The sequence below is a fragment of the Moorena sp. SIO3I8 genome, from assembly GCF_010692325.1.
Classification (GTDB): Bacteria; Cyanobacteriota; Cyanobacteriia; order Cyanobacteriales; family Coleofasciculaceae; genus Moorena.
In genome coordinates, this window is the sequence record NZ_JAAHHW010000003.1 from 132,522 (window position 1) to 151,368 (window position 18,847).

Annotated in this window: 18 protein-coding genes and 1 pseudogene; 4 read left to right on the forward strand and 15 right to left on the reverse strand. The window is 43.4% G+C overall.

The genetic code is table 11. From position 1 onward, the window contains the following. Positions 1–175 precede the first annotated feature (175 nt). From F6K51_RS02450 to F6K51_RS02480, 7 genes are all read right to left on the reverse strand, one after another. Entirely contained in the window at positions 176–370 is a 195-nt protein-coding gene (locus F6K51_RS02450; protein ID WP_293017777.1) for a hypothetical protein, read from the reverse strand. A 364-nt stretch (positions 371–734) separates the two neighbouring features. Continuing rightward, positions 735–2,252 (reverse strand): hypothetical protein, encoded by a 1,518-nt coding sequence (locus tag F6K51_RS02455; RefSeq protein WP_293017779.1) that lies wholly within the window; start codon positions 2,250–2,252, stop codon positions 735–737. 306 nt (positions 2,253–2,558) lie between these two features. Continuing rightward, entirely contained in the window at positions 2,559–3,905 is a 1,347-nt protein-coding gene (gene gor / locus F6K51_RS02460; RefSeq protein WP_293017781.1) for a glutathione-disulfide reductase, read from the reverse strand. Positions 3,906–4,134: 229 nt separating this feature from the next. Beyond that, entirely contained in the window at positions 4,135–4,668 is a 534-nt protein-coding gene (locus tag F6K51_RS02465; protein WP_293017783.1) for a peroxiredoxin, read from the reverse strand. 129 nt (positions 4,669–4,797) lie between these two features. Then, positions 4,798–5,127, reverse strand: coding sequence for a YbjQ family protein (locus F6K51_RS02470; protein ID WP_293017785.1), 330 nt, complete (start codon positions 5,125–5,127; stop codon positions 4,798–4,800). Positions 5,128–5,215: 88 nt separating this feature from the next. Continuing rightward, positions 5,216–6,607 (reverse strand): NAD-dependent malic enzyme, encoded by a 1,392-nt coding sequence (locus tag F6K51_RS02475; protein WP_293017787.1) that lies wholly within the window; start codon positions 6,605–6,607, stop codon positions 5,216–5,218. A 144-nt stretch (positions 6,608–6,751) separates the two neighbouring features. Next, complete coding sequence (locus F6K51_RS02480; RefSeq protein WP_293017789.1) at positions 6,752–9,613, reverse strand: tetratricopeptide repeat protein; 2,862 nt, start codon at positions 9,611–9,613, stop codon at positions 6,752–6,754. Positions 9,614–9,833: 220 nt separating this feature from the next. Here F6K51_RS02480 and F6K51_RS02485 point away from each other — a divergent pair, with 220 nt between their 5' ends. Continuing rightward, complete coding sequence (locus F6K51_RS02485; RefSeq protein WP_293017791.1) at positions 9,834–9,959, forward strand: hypothetical protein; 126 nt, start codon at positions 9,834–9,836, stop codon at positions 9,957–9,959. Positions 9,960–10,077: 118 nt separating this feature from the next. On the opposite strand, the gene F6K51_RS02490 is transcribed toward F6K51_RS02485, so the two are convergent. The 3 genes from F6K51_RS02490 to ppsA all read right to left on the reverse strand — a co-directional run bounded on the left by F6K51_RS02490 (position 10,078) and on the right by ppsA (position 14,019). After that, entirely contained in the window at positions 10,078–10,347 is a 270-nt protein-coding gene (locus F6K51_RS02490; protein WP_075904793.1) for a hypothetical protein, read from the reverse strand. An 81-nt stretch (positions 10,348–10,428) separates the two neighbouring features. Then, entirely contained in the window at positions 10,429–10,686 is a 258-nt protein-coding gene (locus tag F6K51_RS02495) for a hypothetical protein (protein ID WP_293017794.1), read from the reverse strand. Positions 10,687–11,502: 816 nt separating this feature from the next. After that, a complete protein-coding gene (gene ppsA / locus F6K51_RS02500) occupies positions 11,503–14,019 on the reverse strand; it encodes a phosphoenolpyruvate synthase (RefSeq protein WP_293017796.1) in 2,517 nt (838 codons plus the stop codon). Positions 14,020–14,059: 40 nt separating this feature from the next. Here ppsA and F6K51_RS02505 point away from each other — a divergent pair, with 40 nt between their 5' ends. Beyond that, positions 14,060–14,191: a hypothetical protein gene (locus tag F6K51_RS02505; protein WP_293017798.1), complete on the forward strand. Its 132-nt coding sequence runs from the start codon at positions 14,060–14,062 to the stop codon at positions 14,189–14,191. A 480-nt stretch (positions 14,192–14,671) separates the two neighbouring features. On the opposite strand, the pseudogene F6K51_RS02510 reads toward F6K51_RS02505, so the two are convergent. Together F6K51_RS02510 and F6K51_RS02515 are read right to left on the reverse strand one after the other, a co-directional pair. After that, positions 14,672–14,980: pseudogene (locus F6K51_RS02510) on the reverse strand (adenosine-specific kinase). 183 nt (positions 14,981–15,163) lie between these two features. Next, positions 15,164–15,409, reverse strand: a complete 246-nt coding sequence (locus F6K51_RS02515) for a hypothetical protein (protein WP_293017800.1) — start codon at positions 15,407–15,409, stop codon at positions 15,164–15,166. 150 nt (positions 15,410–15,559) lie between these two features. Between F6K51_RS02515 and F6K51_RS02520 the strand changes: the two genes are divergently transcribed. Beyond that, positions 15,560–15,682, forward strand: a complete 123-nt coding sequence (locus F6K51_RS02520) for a hypothetical protein (protein WP_293017802.1) — start codon at positions 15,560–15,562, stop codon at positions 15,680–15,682. A 191-nt stretch (positions 15,683–15,873) separates the two neighbouring features. Here F6K51_RS02520 and F6K51_RS02525 read toward each other — a convergent pair whose 3' ends face one another. Both F6K51_RS02525 and F6K51_RS02530 read right to left on the reverse strand, forming a co-directional pair. Further along, complete coding sequence (locus F6K51_RS02525) at positions 15,874–16,413, reverse strand: universal stress protein (protein ID WP_293017804.1); 540 nt, start codon at positions 16,411–16,413, stop codon at positions 15,874–15,876. Positions 16,414–16,820: 407 nt separating this feature from the next. Further along, on the reverse strand, positions 16,821–17,657 hold the full coding sequence (locus tag F6K51_RS02530) for an S-layer family protein (RefSeq protein ID WP_293017806.1): 837 nt from the start codon (positions 17,655–17,657) through the stop codon (positions 16,821–16,823). Positions 17,658–18,355: 698 nt separating this feature from the next. On the opposite strand from F6K51_RS02530, the gene F6K51_RS02535 reads away from it, so the two are divergent. Beyond that, on the forward strand, positions 18,356–18,664 hold the full coding sequence (locus F6K51_RS02535) for a DUF3288 family protein (RefSeq protein WP_293017808.1): 309 nt from the start codon (positions 18,356–18,358) through the stop codon (positions 18,662–18,664). On the opposite strand, the gene F6K51_RS02540 is transcribed toward F6K51_RS02535, so the two are convergent. Beyond that, positions 18,604–18,756 carry a hypothetical protein gene (locus F6K51_RS02540; protein ID WP_293017810.1) on the reverse strand — a complete coding sequence of 51 codons (153 nt, stop codon included), beginning with the start codon at positions 18,754–18,756 and terminating at the stop codon, positions 18,604–18,606. The two genes, F6K51_RS02535 and F6K51_RS02540, sit on opposite strands and share 61 nt — an antisense overlap. Positions 18,757–18,847: the final 91 nt, after the last annotated feature.

Here is an 18,847-nt window from a genome sequence, read left to right on the forward strand (position 1 = left end):
GGCTTTAAGAACGGACTGCCCTGCCGCTCTGTTTTCTTGAGGCGCGACCCCGTAATTTAATTCGCCATAGGAAAGCGCGCCTCCATGTCTTTTTTTTAAAACTGTTGTGCTGACAAACCAGCATTTAAGGCCGTAGGCCACGCTACGCGAACGGCTTTGTTTATCAGTACGCATATTATAGCAATTCCATGCATACCCTGTGCAAAATTAATCCCACACTCATGGCATAGCATTGAGATGTGGGGCTTCTTTTGCCGGAAGCTAACGCAATTAGCAGCTCAAATGCTTGCCTGATCAAAACTTGAACATGGGTAGTTTTGAGGTCTAATCCCTGCTTGGTGTCTGGTGCGTCGGCACTTTCCCACTTCACAGCCCTTTTCCTCAGAGCAAGCTGACCCTAGAAGTCAACTTGGTTTTTGTTGACCCATAAGTATTTTAGCTTATGGGCATTATTCGGTCAAACTGTATGATGATCTCTGACTATTTACAATAATTTAAAAAAATGTTTATTTTTTTTTATTTCTATATTTTTTTAATTTCATACTAAGTTGCGATCAAAGGTACAACTTTATCTGCCCCCAATCTCCCCATCTCCCCATCTACTATCTTTGAATGCAACTCGGTATCAATCATCAATTGAATGGTTTTACTGTCAATTAACCTAGTTTATAGATCCGCTAATAAAAAAACAATCAATTAATTATTGGAATAATCTTAAATTTATTTAACTACTGTTATTCCTGAAATCTTTGACGAATTGCTCTGGTTTCATCTAAGATTTTATCTAAGTCTTCTTCAGATAAGCGCCGGACATAATTTATTTTGAATTCCTCTAACCAAGCTGTGATCAAATACTGAATCTCCTGTAATCTATCCTTGGTCTTAATTTCTGCCCCTAAGACTTCCCTTAAATTTTTGAGTAGGTGTTCCAGGAGTTCGTCGGCAACTGGGTCTTCTTGTATCAGAGTATTAATCCCATCATAGAGTGCCTCAAAAATGTTTTTCACTAATTCCTCTGTGAGCTGCTTCTGGAATTGTCCCAGTCCTGGTACATTCTGAAGTCCCTGATAAAGTGTGGACTGTTTAATCCCCATGTCCACATAGTGTTTCATGAGAGCCTCTAGATCAGGACGGATTTTGGGTAAGACTTGATCAACTGTCATCTTTACCATGATGGTGGTGAGCTCTGACACTTCATCAGTGTCATTAAGGTCAATGTAGGGGCGGACTTCCTGTTGAGACAACCATTTGGTAATTTCACCCCGGCTAATGGAGCCCTGAACTTCGTTAATAATTTGAATGACGACCACTTCCGTCATCTCTTGAGCAATACTGGCAACAAATCCCGAGCGGATTTCTCTGGTAATGACACTCAGGTCTATTAATTTAGCTTGACCTAAACGAATGGTAACGGGAATAATTCGTAACCACCGCCATAAGGGTATTAGCAAAAATATGTCATACCAGCGCCACAGCATGGCATTTTGCCACTTGAGTCCAGAATGACGGCGACTGATTAACCAGGTACGAGCCAAAAACTCTGTACCAAATAAGATAAAATATGGGAAGTCAATCAGTCCGAATAGGTCTACGAATTCGCCATTTTCTCCAATTGGACGGTAATAGTTAGTTTCTATTAAGGGTTTAATCTCGGTGTTAAAAAATCCCAAACCTTCCTCTTCACTATGGCTTGCTAAGTACTTTTGAGTCCAGAACTCCTCAAATGACTCTTTTGCTGACTTATCAGGATTTTGTATATGCTTACGCATCTTATTTTTCAGCTTTTCCAAGTTTCCAGTTTTATTGGCTACTTGAAAAGGATTAGTATCAATCATTTCTAAGCTAAGTTTGCGCAGCTCCTTAAGTTTTTTTTCTACTTCTATAGACTCTTCTATAGAAGATAATCCTATCTTGTTAATCTGCTTTTCCAGTTGATCAACTTTGTCCAAATATTTTTGAGTATCTCGGTTGTCTTCAATCCCTTTAAATTGGTCGTATAATGGAGTGATATCAGGAATGGGAATCGATAGGGGAAAGCCTTTGGATTTGATCGGACCAATGGTAAAGCTAAATACCTGAATTTTCTGATGTAGCCAGAAATCCCTTAAGGGGATATAGCTGAGGTCAAAGAATACTAAAAGCAGATTAATCAAGGCGATGATCGCCATTAATCGTTCAAACCAAAGAATGCGGCGGGTTTTAACTTTATTAGGTATTTTGACGAATTTTTCTAATTTTTGTAAAGATGACATGGGGAAACTTGGGCTTTCTACCACTAGATGCTGATGTTTAACTCAGATGTATTGAGTTAAACATCAGCCATTCCTTCCTGATAATACAGTTCTAGCCGCTTTTTTAGGATTTATTTCGATTCAGTAGTGTTGATATTGAGAATTGAAAGTATTTAAGCACTTAGTAACAATACCTGGTTTACAGCATTAATCAATTGAATTGCTATAAATTTTCACATCTGATTTTAAAGCGCTATAGTACGAAACTAGGGCGTGTGCTCACGCCCTAGTTACAACTAACTGTATTTCGAAACCTTTTTCAGTCCCTTAGCGCATTGTGACAAACTCTTCTGCAGAACTGGGATGAATTCCAACAGTAGCATCAAAGTTAGCTTTGGTAGCTCCAGTTTTCAATGCGATCGCAATTCCTTGAATAATCTCTGCTGCATGGTCTCCTACCATATGAGCACCCAAGACTTTGTCAGTGTTTTGGTCAACCACTAACTTCATCAGGGTTTTTTCATCCCGACCAGGTAGAGTATAGTACATCGCTCTGAACCGAGAACGATAGACTTTTACCGCATCCCCATATTTCTCCCGTGCTTCGGCCTCACTTAGACCAACAGTAGCTGCTTCGGGTGTGGTAAAAATTGCGGTTGGGACATTCTCGTAGCTCATGATCCGGGATTTGCCACCAAATACGGTATCGGCAAAGGCACGACCTTCATTAATCGCAACGGGAGTTAAGTTCATGCGGTTAGTACAATCTCCTACCGCAAAGATATGGTCTTCTGTGGTAAGACTGTACTTATCGACTGCGATCGCACCGTTTTCAATTGCTACTCCAGTATTCTCTAAACCTAGATTCTGGATATTGGGTATACGACCTGTGGCAGCTAAACTGACTGCATCAGCAATTATAGTTGTTTGTGATTGTCCTTGTACCGTTACATTCAGACCGGCTGATGTGTTTTCAATAGCGATGATCTTACTGTTATTTAGCACGCGAATCCCATGGTTCTCCATGGCTTGTTGAATCTCGGAACCGATTTCCGCATCAAATCCCCGTAAAATCTGATCACGACGAATAACCACCGTGACTTCAGAGCCTAAGCCATTGAGAATACAGGCAAACTCGACACCAATATAGCCACCCCCAAGAATCACGATCCGTTTCGGTTGTTCCTTGAGGTGGAAGATATCATCAGAGGTAATCGCGTGTTCAATTCCAGGAATATCGGGCTTGACTGGATGTCCTCCTACTGCAATCAAGATTTTCTGGGCAGTTACTTTGCGTCCGCCAATGTCTATGGTGTGGGAATCCACGAACTTAGCATAACCCTGAAACAGTTCCACCTTGGAGTTATCCAACATACGTTGGTAAATGCCATTGAGGCGTTCTGTTTCCTGATTGACTGCTGTGATCATGGTTGTCCAATCCAGGGTACTGTGTACCTTACTCCAGCCATATCCCTGTGCCTCTTCAAATTGATCAGGAAAATGGGAGGCATAAACCATGAGCTTCTTAGGAACGCAGCCACGATTTACGCAAGTTCCACCTAAACGGTCAAATTCTGCAATGCCTACTTTTGCCCCATATTCGGCGGCTCGTCTAGCTGTAGCAATTCCTCCGGAACCTGCACCAATAACGAATAAATCAAAATCGTAGCTCATGACTCCCCCAAACTTCTGAATTACTATTCGGTTGAAAGATTACTTATTTTTGGTAGATAGGCGCAATAGGCGTCGGAGGTAAAATTTTACTGATCGTCCAAGGTAATGATTGTTGTATCACTCTCAAGTCAATCCACGATTATCAGGACTTACGCACCAAACTGAAAACAGTAGAGGCGTTGCAGGTAACGCCTCTACTGATAAAGCCTTAACTAAGCTGGGAAGTATCTCAACTTTTAGCTGACTTCAAGTATGCCAACATGGTATCTGCATCTGAGACCTCGAAGGGATCGGTAGGGCAGTTATCTTCATAGCCTGGTTCTACAAACATTTTTTCAATCTTGCCGTTATCTACCACCATAGAGTAGCGCCAAGAACGCATACCAAAACCGAGATTATCTTTTTCTACCAACATCCCCATTTTGCGGGTGAATTCCCCATTACCATCGGGTAGCAAGAAGATATTCTGAACCCCTTGCTGTTTGCCCCACTGGAACATCACGAAGGCATCGTTGACAGATAAGCAGATCACTTGATCAACCCCTTGTGCTTTGATCTCGTCATAGAGTTCTTCATAGCGGGGTAAGTGGGTTGATGAACAGGTGGGTGTGAAGGCACCAGGAAGGGAAAATAGCACGATACGCTTACCGCCAAAAATTTCCTGTGTAGTGCGGTCTTGCCAGCGGAAGGGATTGGGTCCAGCAACTGACTCATCTCTGACTCTGGTCTTAAATACTACGTCGGGTACTTGATTGATAACCATCTTGTCTTACTCATTCCTTTATGATTGTTACTATTTAATCGTAGTCGTAACGAGTATGAGTTGTCAAGGAAATTTAGCGGATTTAGTTAAACAACAGTTGACGGGTACCCGTCAACTGTCAAGCAACCCTTAATTCTTGATTTTGATGGCTGTGCCAGTCGCGGTAATCAGTAGCAGCACCCCCTTTTCATCAACGTTAATTGTGCCAGTATCCATAGCAATGCCAATCACAGCATCTGCTCCTAGTTCTGAGGCACGTTGCTTCAATTCTTTGAGGGCTTCTTGGTGTCCTTTTTCAAAGACTTTTTCATAACTGCCAGTACGTCCTCCGATTAAATCTCGAATACCAGCAAAGAAATCCCGCAGTGCATTGGTGCCGTAAACCACCTCAGCAGTGACAACGCCCAAATACTCTTCAACAATCGCACCTTGAATAACATCAGTAGTAGTTACAATCATCAGTCCTGCCTCAAAAAATGAATCAAATGCCACCAGAATAGCTAATTGCTATGGCTTAATCATGAAATTATCGAAATACAACTACTTATTAATGGCATGCTACACCATCCTGACGTGCTGCCCTTTGCACCGCAGCAGCAACCGCAGGAGCGACTCGCTCATCAAAGACAGAGGGAATGATATGTTCTCGATCTAAATCACTGGGATTAATCAGGGATGCGATCGCAAAAGCTGCTTCGAGACACATATTCACGGTAATGGTTGACGCCCGACAATCTATAGCGCCACGAAAAACCCCTGGAAAAGCCAGAACATTATTAATCTGATTGGGATAGTCACTACGACCTGTAGCCATTACTGCTACATCATCTACTACCAATTCTGGCTGAATTTCCGGGATAGGATTAGCCATAGCCATGACAATGGGCTTCTTGGCCATGGACCTGACCATGTCTGGGGTTAGAACCCCAGGTACACTCACCCCAATAAACACATCGGCATTACCAATGGCACCAGCGAGAGTACCCGAAGCATCCACAGCAAATTCTTGCTTTTGCTCAGTCAAGTTAGGGCGTTTAGTAGAAATAATGCCTTGGGAGTCGCATATCCAAATTACACCTGCACCAGCTTTACGGAGTAACCGGGCAACTGCCATACCGGCAGCGCCAGCTCCATTAATAACAATTCTTACCTCTTCTAGGGATTTCTTGACTAGCTTCAGGGCATTGGTCAAGGCAGCAAGGGTGACAATAGCCGTACCGTTCTGGTCATCGTGAAAGACTGGAATATCTAACTCCTGCCGGAGTCTGGCTTCAATATCAAAGCAACGGGGAGCACTGATATCTTCTAAATTAATACCACCAAAAACCGGCGCGATAGTTTTAACGGTTTCCACGATCTGATCCGTATCTTGGGTAGCTAGGCAGATAGGAAAAGCATCAATACCAGCAAACTCTTTGAACAGCATTGCTTTACCTTCCATCACTGGCAAAGCGGCTTCTGGCCCTAAGTTACCCAACCCCAACACTGCACTGCCATCGGTGACCACAGCAACCATGTTGCTTTTAATGGTAAAGGAGTAGACCTGTTCTGGGTCAGATGCGATCGCTTTACAAATCCGACCTACACCAGGAGTGTAAGCCATAGCCAATTCAGATTGATGCTTGAGGGGGATTTTGCTGTTGACACTGATTTTGCCACCGCGATGGAGGTTGAAGGTGCGGTCATAGACATTTAGGATTTGGACATCGGGAACTTCTGACACCGCTTGTACAATCTGTTCAGCGTGTTCAGTGCTAGCTGCATCTACGGTAATCTCGCGAGTAGCAATTTTCCGAGTTTTCTCCACCACCATAATTTCTCCCAATTGACCGCCAACAGATGCGATCGCTTGAGTTACGCTGGCTAACATCCCGGCACGGTTGGGGTATGTTAAGCAAATAGTCAAACTGAAACTAGGATTTGGGGTCAGGTCTACCATGCTGTCTGATCTGGGATTATAGAAATATGTTGGCGCAAGCTCATTTCCTGCTATATCAATCTAGACTAAACTAGACTTTAGTTCATAGTTGATCGCAAGCATGGAATAGGAATTATTTGCCGGACCCAGGAGATCAAGAGGATTCTAGCCTCCAATCAACTGCCAGAACCGATCATCTTCTGAAATAGCCTCAAAATCCGGGTCATTACTCGCCTCTTCCCGATACCTTGGATTTAGCTCAATCGCCTGCTCTAGGTTTTCCACAGCTAAGGTGACTTGACCCTGGGAAGAATAAACGATTGCTTTGTTATAATAACCAGCAGCATACTCAGGTTGAATCTCCAAAGCCCGATTAATGCTTTCCAATGCCTGATCATTCTGTTCTAGCTTGACTAAGGTAGAACCTCTGTAATTCCAGGCTTTGTGGGAGTCGGGATTTAATTCAATAGCCTTGTCAAAAGAAGCAACAGCTTCTTGGTATCTTTCTAATACATCCAGAGCCATGCCTCGATTCAACCAGGCTACTGTATTATCTGGCTGAACTTGGACAGCTTGGTCGAAGGATTCAAACGCCTCTTCATGCTTTTGTAGCATTCCCAGTGCTACTCCTCGGTCAACCCAAGCTTGATGATAGTTTGGCTGAATTTCTAGGGCCTTGTCATAGGAAGCGATCGCATCTTCGTAGCGTCTCAACCGTCTTAGGGTCATGCCCCGGTTTAACCAGGCTTTGTAGTGGTCTTGCTTGAGTTTAACCACCTTATTAAAAGCAACCACTGCTCCTTCATACCGCCGGAGTTCCATCAAAGCCAGACCTCTTTGATACCAGCTATCTGGGTCATCTGGCTTAAGCTCAATTACTTTGTCATAGGACGCGATCGCATCTTGATACTGCTGTAATTCCCATAATGCCATACCTCGCTGATACCAAATATCAGGGTTATTCGGTTGAAGGTCAAGAGCTTGATCATAGGAAGCGATCGCATCTTGATACTGCCCTTGAGAGAATAGAGTATTGCCCTGATTCACATAGTCATCTGGATTCAAGAACAACTTAGGATGGTTCGATTTGAGGCGTTCTAATTGTTCCGTCAGAGTTTGAGTGTTTTGCAGCACTTCAGACAGAGCAGCTTCTGCAATGGATGTTGGGGAAATCTCTGCTAGTTGTTGTATAATTTTATCCTTCTCGGTTTGAGCATCAGATTCAACCTCAGACAGCTGAGCTGCCAAGGTTGTTTCCAATTTGTCCAGATTTTGAATGATTATATCTTTTCGCTTTTGAATGTCCGACTGTAAATCAGAAAGTTGAGTTTTAGCCTCTGTTTCTAATTTTTCCAGACTCTGAATGGTCTGAGCCTTCTGGGTTTGAATTCCTGACTGAGAGTCAGAAACCTGAGTTGTTAAATTAGCCTCTAGCTCTTTCAGATGCTGGAGAGTCTTATCGATTTGCACTTCAATCTTCGACTGGGATTTTGAAAGTTGTTCAGTAATGTCAGTTCCTAATTGCTCTAGCTTCTGAAGAGCTAAATCGATTTTATGTTGAGCTTTTTGTTCAGCCTCCACCTTAATGTCAGATAGCTGAGGAGTAAACTCTGTCTCTACCTGTTTTATATTTTCTAGTATTAAATCCCGTTGCTGTTGAGCCTTGGCTTCAAGTTCAGACAATTTTGAGGCAAACTCTGTCTCTGATTGGTTCAGTTTCTCCAATACTTTATCTTGATGCCCTTGGACATTGGCTTTGAGTAAAGATAGTTGAGGAGCAAAATCAGAGGTGAGTTTTTCTAGATTCTTGAGGTAACTGTTCCTTTCTTTATCAGCCTTTGCCTTAAGCTCAGACAGTTCAACAGCAAAATCAGACTCTGATTGATTTAGTTGCTGCAGGACTTTATCCTTATGTTCTTGTACATTACCCTGAAGTTCAGATAGTTGAGGAGCAAAGTCAGCACTTGATTTTTCTAGGGTTTGCAGGTAATCTTCGCTTTGTTTTTGAGCCTTGGCTTTCAAGTCAGACAGTTCGGAGCCAAACTCAGTCTCTGATTGGTTCAGTTTCTTCAGTATTATCTCTTTCTGGGCTTGTACATCCGCCTGGATTTTCGATAATTCTGGAGTAAATTCAGCCCCTAATTTTTCGAAATCTTTTAAAGTTAAGTCCTTTTGGTTTGCCGCAGTTTCTTTCAGGTCAGACAGTTCGGAGCCAAACTCTGTCTCTAATTGCTTCAGTTTCTTCAGTATTGTCTCTTTCTGGGCTTGCACATCCCCCTTGAGTTCAGATAATTGGGGGGCAAACTCAGCGCTTAAGTTTTCTAGATACTTCAGAAAACTATCCCGTTGCTTTTTAGCGTCTTGCTCGAGTTTAGACAGTCTTGAGGCAAAGTCAGTCTCTAATTGTTCTAGCTCTTGTTGAGTATCGGTTTTTTGCGTCTTGATTGTCGTTAATGCCTGTTGCTGGGACTGAGACAATTTGGATAGCAGCTTAGATAGATTTTCTCGTTTAACACTTAGGTCTTGTTTAAACTCTGCCGCCTGCTGATCTAGCTCCAAGGCAATGTCTTCAGTTTTTTCTAGGATACTTTGAACATTTTTATTGGCACTGACAATCCTATCTTCCAAGTCAGTCAGTTCATTGAGGTGAGCTCTCACGATTTGGGCAACCTCACGAATCACAGACCTTCTTAGCAGCCACAACGCTGCGATCGCAGCCACCAGTAGCAGTACCAGAGTGACCAACACAACCAGCAAAACATTAGACAGGAGCGTCACCCGCTGAAAGCTAAGATTCGCATCAGTTTGAACTTGCTTTTGACTTGAGCTCTGAGCGACTATCTGTTTTGGAGGGTCAGGTTCGATGGATTGGGCACTGCCAAGGCCAACAGGCAACAGGAAGAATGACAAAACAATAGTGCTTCGCCACACCAGTGCTAACATTTGTTGATTTTTACGCTTCATCAGAACGTCCTTTCTCTGTTGGTCATCTTGTACTGCCCATAGAGGCTCTATCTTACGTGCCAAGATCAACTCCCCTACTTAAATCCATTTCTTCTAGTTTGCCACCTCCATGACTGAAAGGGTGAATGCCCTTTGATCCCAGTTGGCCAATCAGTAGACCAATCAGTAGACCACAGTTAACACACTTTTGGTTACACCAACAGCTCCTTCTCAGCTTACCCCCTAATCAGCTATGGGGCTATCCAAGCTATAGCAAGTCTTCAAAGTAGCACTACAGATGCAGATGGCCAGAGGTCGGGATGACCAGATCGGGAGATGGCCAGATGAAATTGATGTGCAATTAATCCAGGAATTAACGAGAATCCCTACCTTCAGAAGGCAGGGATTCTCGTTAATTGGTATAATGTAGTATACTGTCAAGGAAACTTAGTACTAGTGCAGGGGAAACCGAAATAAGTGAAATGACCAGCTCCGACCTCTGTAGATGAAAGTGGTGACTTATTTCTGCGAGCCTGGACTAGGTGGAATCAGTAAAGTTTACGTTCTTCCCACAAGAAGCAGTAGTACGGTACACTGCCCAAGCCAGCATTAGTCAAAATTGATACCTTTATGACTGGGTTGGGTTCACAATTGTCTTCCTCAGATATCAAATCTAGGTTGGCCTGGTTAAAGAAGATGCCTGAAACCCGGCTTTTGATAGCTTGGAAATTATGGGCAATCCCAAGGAGCACAGATGACAGCTTTTGCCAGACTACAGCAAAGGTTGGTTTGATGGTTTCGTTAATTGTTGTTAGCATGTCAACACCCTTTATAGTATGGATTGAAAAAAAATTGTCTTAAAATGCACCCTTTTATACCCATGGCCTACTTGCACTGCTTCAACCTTTCCAAAAGAAGCAGTAGTACGGCACAGTGCCCAAGCCAGCATTAGTCAACATTGACACCTTTATGACTGGGTTGGGTTCACAATTGTCTTCCTCAGATATCAAATCTAGGTTGACCTCGTTAAAGAAGATTCCTGAAAACCGGGTTTTTATAGCTTGGAAATTATGGGCAATCCCAAGCAGCACAGATGATAGCGTTTGCCAGACTACGGCAAAGGTTGGTTTGATGGTTTCGTTAATTTTTGTTAACATGTCAACACCCTTTATAGTATGGATTGAAAAAAAATTGTTTTAAAATGCACCCTTTTATAGGCTTGTCAAGCTTTCACTTGTTCCACTGCTGTCTGTGGATCCTGTTTACCCGTGAGCTGTGCCATTGAAGACACCCTCATTAGCGATACCACAAGCCTGAAGACATCTAGCTAGTAGCTATTACGGGTGGTTTCACCCATAGTTATGGCTACCATGGTTTTTTACTTGAGCTGACAGCAAGAGAACTAGTGATTTCAGCTCATCTACATTTGATAGAGTTGGGAAAATCAAAAATGGTAGAATTTGTTCTATTTAATTACCCATTCTTGATTTATTTTATAATCTTTAGATTTTATTTATATTTCTCTGGAGCTATCATCCCCAATTCCTCCTATTTTATATTTCTTAAAAAACGTCAAGTTTATGGTTAGCCAAGGTTTTTCTATGGTTTGGGGCAAGTTAATCCCTAGGCCCTTGGCGTATCTTAAAGTTTTGTAATGTAATTTTTGATTTTGAATTACATGAGAATTTTTGGCTATTAACTCATCCTTCCTCCCAGGTCATCTGCGATTGTTGATCAAGAACTCGGCGACATCAATCACCAAACTTGGCATCTTTGCGGTGCGACCCGTGGCGAATTTAATTCTTAATGGGTCAAGGGCACCGGAGACGTTTTGAAGCTAGAAGCTACTTGCAACTTGCTCCTAAATGCGACGAGATTCAAGTCATCTCCATGGGGGAAAACCTTGAGGTGTTTGGTTAGGTGTAATGTAAATTTATTAACACATAACCCTCTTAACACCTAACACCGGGACACTAATTTACTCCTTCTACCTTGGCGATATCCAGAAGTGTCTTGAGTACCGAGTCAGGGTTCAAGCTGATGGAATCAATTCCCAACTCCACTAAGAAGCAGGCAAATTCCGGATAGTCACTTGGTGCTTGACCACAAATACCAATCTTGCGGCCATTTTTCTTGGCTTTTTCTATCACCATCCGCACCATTTGTTTAACTGCTTCGTTACGTTCATCAAAGATATGGGCAACTAAAGCAGAGTCACGGTCTAATCCTAAGGTTAATTGAGTGAGGTCATTAGAACCGATGGAGAAGCCGTCAAAGATTTGGCTATACTCGTCGGCTAGGATGACGTTACTTGGGATTTCACACATCACATAGACTTCTAACCCATTCTCCCCCCGCTTCAAGCCATGTTTTTCCATTTCCGCCAGCACCCGGCGACCTTCATCAGGAGTGCGACAGAAGGGAATCATGGGGATAACGTTTGTGAGTCCCATCTCATCCCGTACCCGTTTGAGTGCCTTACATTCCAAACCATAGGCTTCCCGGTAGATTTCATCACAGTAACGAGACGCCCCTCGCCATCCTAGCATCGGGTTCTCTTCTTTGGGTTCAAACTGTTTACCCCCTAAGAGATTGGCGTATTCGTTACTCTTGAAATCTGACATCCTGACGATAACTGGTTTGGGATAGAAAGCAGCAGCGATGATGCTAATCCCGTTGGCTAGTTTATCCACAAAGAAGTCAGGTTTATGGTCATACAATGCTGTCAGCTGAGCAATTTCTTCCTTGACCGATGGATCTTCGAGTTTATCGAAGTGAATCAACGCCATCGGGTGTGCCTTAATGTGATTGGCAATGATGAACTCAAACCGGGCTAACCCCACCCCATCGCAGGGAAGAAAAGACAGACTAAAGGCTTTCTCTGGGTTACCCACATTCATCATGATTTTGGTGCGGGTGCGCGGTAGGTTGTCAAGGGGTGTTTCTTGCACCTCAAAGGGCACTAACCCTTGATAAACCTTGCCTTCATCTCCTTCTGCACAGGAAACCGTCACTGGTTGGCCTGTCTTCAACTGGTTAGTGGCATTGCCACAACCCACAATCGCGGGGATACCCATCTCACGGGCAATGATGGCAGCGTGACAAGTGCGGCCTCCTTGGTTAGTGACGATAGCACTCGCTCTCTTCATGATAGGTTCCCAATCCGGATCTGTCTTGTCCGTGACCAATACCTCTTTGGCTTGGAAACGGTCAATCTTGTTGACATCCAGAATTACCCTTGCTTTGCCTTGACCAATCATTTCACCGACGGCGCGACCGGTGACTAGCACAGACGTTGCCTGCAATGTCTCTACATCGCCTTTGAGTTGATAATGACAAATAACATTGGCAGATTTCTGGGATTGTACAGTTTCCGGACGGGCTTGAACAATAAAGAGTTCACCGGTTTTCCCGTCTTTCGCCCACTCAATGTCCATGGGGGTGTAGCTACCCCGCACCTGGGAATAGTGCTCTTCAATGATGCTAGCCCACTTGGCTAGGGTGAAAATTTCCTCATCATTGATCGCGTATTTTCCCCGTTCTGATGGCGGCACTGATATATTTTTCGTCAGTTTTACGCCGTCATCATAGACCATTTTGACTTCTTTGCTACCTAGACGTTTGTCTAGGATAGGGCTATACCCCTCTTGGAGAGTCGGCTTGAACACCAGGTATTCATCAGGGTTGACTGCTCCTTGGACAACGTTTTCACCCAAACCGTAAGCTGCTGTTACTAAAGCGGCATTTTTAAATCCGGTTTCGGTGTCGATGGAGAACATCACACCAGACGACGCTAGGTCTGAGCGCACCATTTTCTGGACACCGACAGACAGAGCAACATCAAAATGGTCAAAGCCTTTAACAGTTCGATAGGAGATGGCGCGGTTGGTAAAAAGGGAGGCAAAGCATTTGTGACAGGCTTCTAAAACCCCTTTTACTCCGTGGACGTTGAGATAGGTTTCCTGTTGACCAGCAAAGCTAGCATCAGGTAAGTCCTCAGCGGTGGCACTGGAACGAACTGCTACATCTGTATTGTAATTTGACTGTAGGCAAGTGTCCCGATATTCTGGCTCAAACTGCTCACAGAATTCCTGGGGATCATTCCCATAGCGTTGGCATAGTTGTTGGTATGCCAACGCGATCGCATTGGCTAGTTCTTTTGGGAATGGGGTATTGAGAATTAAGCTTCTCGCTTGCATCCCCCGTTGTCGCAAGTTATTGACATCTTCCACATCCAGGTCAGAAAATGCCTGGCGCAGCTTGGCTTCTAACCCAGCTTTGTCTATAAAGTATCGATAGGCATAGGCTGTAGTAGCGAAGCCAGTCGGTACTCTCACTCCTACTGGTGTAAGTTGTCGGATCATTTCCCCCAAAGAGGCATTCTTTCCCCCCACTAGGGGGATATCGGCAATCCCAACTTCCTCAAACCAGAGGACGAAGGCTTTGTCTTTGGCAGATGGTTGGGCTTTTTCTGGAGCAGTGATGACCATATGATGCTTCTCCTAAGCTTGACTTCCAAGGGGAGTACAGATGGTTTTCTGCCTCAATGGGATTGTTCAATGGGATTGTGAAAAGTCCGATGAAGCACCTGAAGTTGTGGCAGTTGCTGAACTAGCATTAACTCAAGGCTTAGCCTGTTCGGCAGACAACGTCACCTTATGACAACGTCACCTTATGACAACGTCCACGAATATGCCATTGTCTTAACTCTAGCCTAGCAATTCGTTTCTCCCCTTCATTGAGCTATCAACTCTATCGGGGCTGATACTACTAGTTTAGAAAATTTTCCTCAAAGGAGGTCATCTTTCTTTACTTTATTTTATATACAACACAGATGTTGTTTAACTAGAAATCATAAATGATTAAGTATAAGTCAGAAATGATTTAAATTTTTTATAGATATAAACAAGGGGATGAGTTTTAGTTAATTTCCAGGCTTTGGCTTATCTCACCAGATTTTTGTAGTTTATTTTACATAAATTTCCTGGCATTTGTAGTTTATTTTACATAAATTTCCTGGCATTTGCTATATGGTAAAAAACCTGAGGAAAATAGTAATAAATTTCTCAATACCATTATTTTTCGTCTCTGGTGCAACAGGCACGGAAATACCTGACCGCTAAAAATTACCCCCTTACCCCCTTAGCCCTTCATCTGTTGCATTTCAGCTACAATCTCCTGTACTGGATTGGCGGTTGAGCAATGGATAGGGCAGACTTCTGGGCACTGCTGGATGGCATTCAAGAAGTTGAATGGGTATGCTTCTTTGAGTACAATCACGAAGCTATGTCCAGATGCGCTCCCACAGCGTGAGCAAAGCTGAATCCCTTGAGGATTCTGAGTTGGATTAGATTTAAGCGTTGGATCATTTCCTGTAGCTCGGATCAATTATGATCCAGATGCTTCACAGAAGACGATGCCGGATTTTAGCTGGGTCGAAGTTCCGATCATGACCTGATATAAGTCAACGACCGTTTTAATAAAGTGGGCGTTACCAATAATAATGATGTTACTCCCCCTGACGAAATTTCCATCCTAAGCACTTTGAGTTCGATTGTCACCGACCTCTGAGCCTCAGTGAAATAGTAAAAACACTAAATTTAAACAGTAAAAACACTAAACTAAACCTAAAATCTATATACTATCTCCAGCCGAAGTAAAATGACTGCCAAAATGCCAAATATCTACCGGCATCATAGATACTTCTTCTGATGGCAGGTGGTAACCTGTAGATCTAATTATCACCTCAGCATTGACAAAAATGCCTAAGTATGAATATAGCAAAGGGAACAGGGAACAGCGGATCACCGGAACAGGGAATATGGGATCAAAATTTTCACAATTCCTACAGGGATTGCTATACAAGCAAACTAACATCAACAAGCCACGGTTGTTGAGAAATTACCGAAGAAATACCTCCCACAACTTACACAAAACTGGACTCCAAAACCTATAATATCAAGTTAGGTTGAATACCCATAATTAGAGGGAGGGTGGGACCCACCCCTAACCCCTCCCAGGAGGGGAAGTGTGGGGAGGGTGGGACCCACCCCTAACCCCTCCCAGGAGGGGAAGTGTGGGGAGATGGGGAGATGGCCAGATGGCCAGATGGGGGAGATTTTTATTAAGGGTAATTATCCCGACATGATATAAGTAGTAGGGTGCGTTAATAACGCACCCTACAAGTAGAGTTGTTGCGGAATTCCTGTTCTCAAAAACAGACTAGACTTCTGGTGGAAGTAAGAAGGATTAGTGAAATGATTAGTGATGACTCTGTCTATTCTATCCTTCTATGTAATAAATGCATAATCCCTCAAGCCTTAGAATGTCAAGGGTATCTATCTCTACTTTGTATCTCTAGTTACTGGAGTGCCTGTAGTGGTTAACTCAAGGCTTGGGGTTGCTACCCCTTGAACTACCAACACTGAGCAAGGAGCATGGTGAACAACATAGTTACTGACACTCCCGAGTACTATTTCTTTTAAACCCCCAAGCCCTCGACGACCTAGAACAATTAAATCCGCACTCCACTTTTGGGCGAGATCACAAATTCCTACACTCGGATCTGCCAATTCACAAGATACTTCGGCAGCGATACCATGATCATTGGCCTGTTGAGCATAACTCCTAAGCCACTCTTTGTTTTCCTCAACGTGTTTTTGCAGATTTTCTTGCTGAACCTTTCGGATACTACCATACACGTCTACATCGGCTATGGTGCCAAGACCTACGTAAGGAGTCATCATTTCCTGAGGTTCCCAGTTAAGGCAGTGTACTAGCATCAGAGTACTCTGTTCTTTTGCGGCTAGGTCTAAGGCCTGTTCAAACACTGCTTCTGCTTGGGATGAGCGGTCGATTGCTACCAGAATCTTTTTGTAAGCCATAATTAGTTTTTCCTCGTCTCTTCAAATTATTCAAATGGGGGCTCGAAGACATGGAATTTAAGTACTTGCAGAAAATAAATTAAGGGTTTCCTTTGTCTAGTAAAGATAGGGAAGATGGGTAAGATACTGAGGTTCGCGCTTGAGCTATAATCCCTGACATTGAAGACGTTGAGTGAATAGTTGATTGTAGTCAGTGCTGTAGTCAGTGCTGTAGTCAGATGCTACTCAATGTGATAGGGTTCTATAATTTAATTCTAGAAAAACTACTGACAGATATTAAGTACTGTTAACTATTTGTAACACTTATCGGCCTAGTCAAAAAAAATAGCAATGGGATGATAATTAGTAGGGTGAATGATTAAGAAAGCCTAAAAGTCCAGAAACGTACAGTTATTGACCCATTTCTGTTACCGTAGGCAATAATAAGGGGAAAACCAGGAAATGAAGGGACTCGACTGAGGTGAATCAGCCACTAACTCTACCACTCCGTCCTTATTAATAATCCATCGATTAGCTTCAACAATTCTAGACCGACGTGAGTTAGCTGCATTAGAAGCACTAGAAGCTAAGATAGGATTTTTCCGGCGGCGAGTTCTGTGGCGAGGTAATGGACGTAAATCCATCCACAGGGTTTCACCCAAAAGAGGTTTAGTGGGGTCTGTGGGTAAGCCACCCCGCCCAAATTGGGTAAATTGATTCCCCTCATCGGTACCGCAACCAGTGGCAACTAGGAGTTTGGGATTCACAAAATTTTCTGGTAGCTCGAATAATCCCGCGCTAGGGTCGAAGTATGGTGCATTAATTTCGACGGTACCGCTAAAGGAAGCTCCCAGTTGGGAAGAGGCGGTAATATCACTTTCTGCAGTTTTTTCTTCCCGAAATTCAGTACCAAAAATGATAATCACTTGTCCTCCAAAGCTATCTTCAGCATTGGCAGTGATATCGCTATTGTCTAGGGCAACTAGCAAGTCAGTATCGATAGTAATGTTACTGCCAGTGACAGAACCTGTAGCATTAGTAGTGATGTTACTGCGATCGCGCATCAAGATTAGCTGAGAATCCAGAATAATATTGCCCTTATCGCCAGCACTGACTTCAGCAGAAAGGGTAGCGCTTTTGTCTAATACAATCGACTCAGCAGTAATGTCGAGATTACCAGCCTGGGCTAACTCCCCTGAACCACGAGCACTGACCGAGATTTCGGCACCATCGCGAACGGTCAAGTTGTTGCTGGTAATGGTCACCGAACCCGCAGCCCAATTGGATTAGACTTCGCGGCAGTTGTCGGGAACAGGGAACAGCGGATCACCGGAACAGTGGACAAAAATTGACGCAAACACTATCAGAATAATACTTTTGCAAGAGGTCTATTGACCATTGCAAAGCGTGAAATGGGGTCTGTTGGTAGGCTTTGTCTGAGGGGATTGGTGCTGTAGTGGCAGCTAGATAAGGCATTAGCTTTGTGGGCTTGGGGGAAGCTTACGCATTTCATAGATAGGTCTGGCCGATTAATCTCAGTCTTAGAGTTCCCCCCACTGTTGGTCAGAGGAACATCTGTTTAGCACTGAGAGATTGCACCTTTAGCAAAGGGAACTTCGGATCACCGGAACAAGGAAAAAATCCTGTATACTTGATTAGGTTATCAACCGCTATATCAACAAAAATACAAGTATATTTAAAGCTAAAAACCTAACTAAAAATTATTAGTTATAATCAGAATTATTTGACTAGTATTACTACTCTTATTAAGGAGTTGGTTACTCTGGCAAAATCTCATATGATCTCCGGATAATTACCCTTTATAACAATCTGCCCCATCTCCTCATCTCCCCATCTCCCCACACTCCCGTCTCTCCCCACCCTCCCCACATTCTTACTCCGATTCCCGATTCCCGATTACCTGTTCCCTTTGCTATAACTAATTATTGATCTTCAAGCAAGCATGGAAGCCTTGACTGAGATGGAAGGAAATCAAGACCAGCAACATCCTCAGGAAAAACGCGATCGCGAAATAGTTAACCGTCTTTTACAACAACAACCCAATGAATACAACTTGGCCGAATTAGCCCGACTGCGGATTCGTTATGATAACTTCCCCGGTGCTAGAGCCATTCAAAGGGACTTGGATTTACTACTCCAGCGATGGCAACTGACAGAACCACAGCTTTTTGAGAAAACCCTTCAGATTCATCAAGCCGGTCTTGCGTATAGACGAGACAACAGTTCTGGAAGCCAGGATGACTGGACGTGACTCTCTTTGCTGAAGTCGGGAACAGGGAATAGGGAACAGGGAATAGGGAGTAGGGAGTAGGGAGTAGGGAGTAGGGAGTGGGAAAAAATCATGTTGGTTTTTCAGTACCTTTTATGATAAATTTCCAGTTAAAAAACTCAGAAAGCTTACTGTAAAAGCGATGCAGTCGGCCAAAGGGGGTTT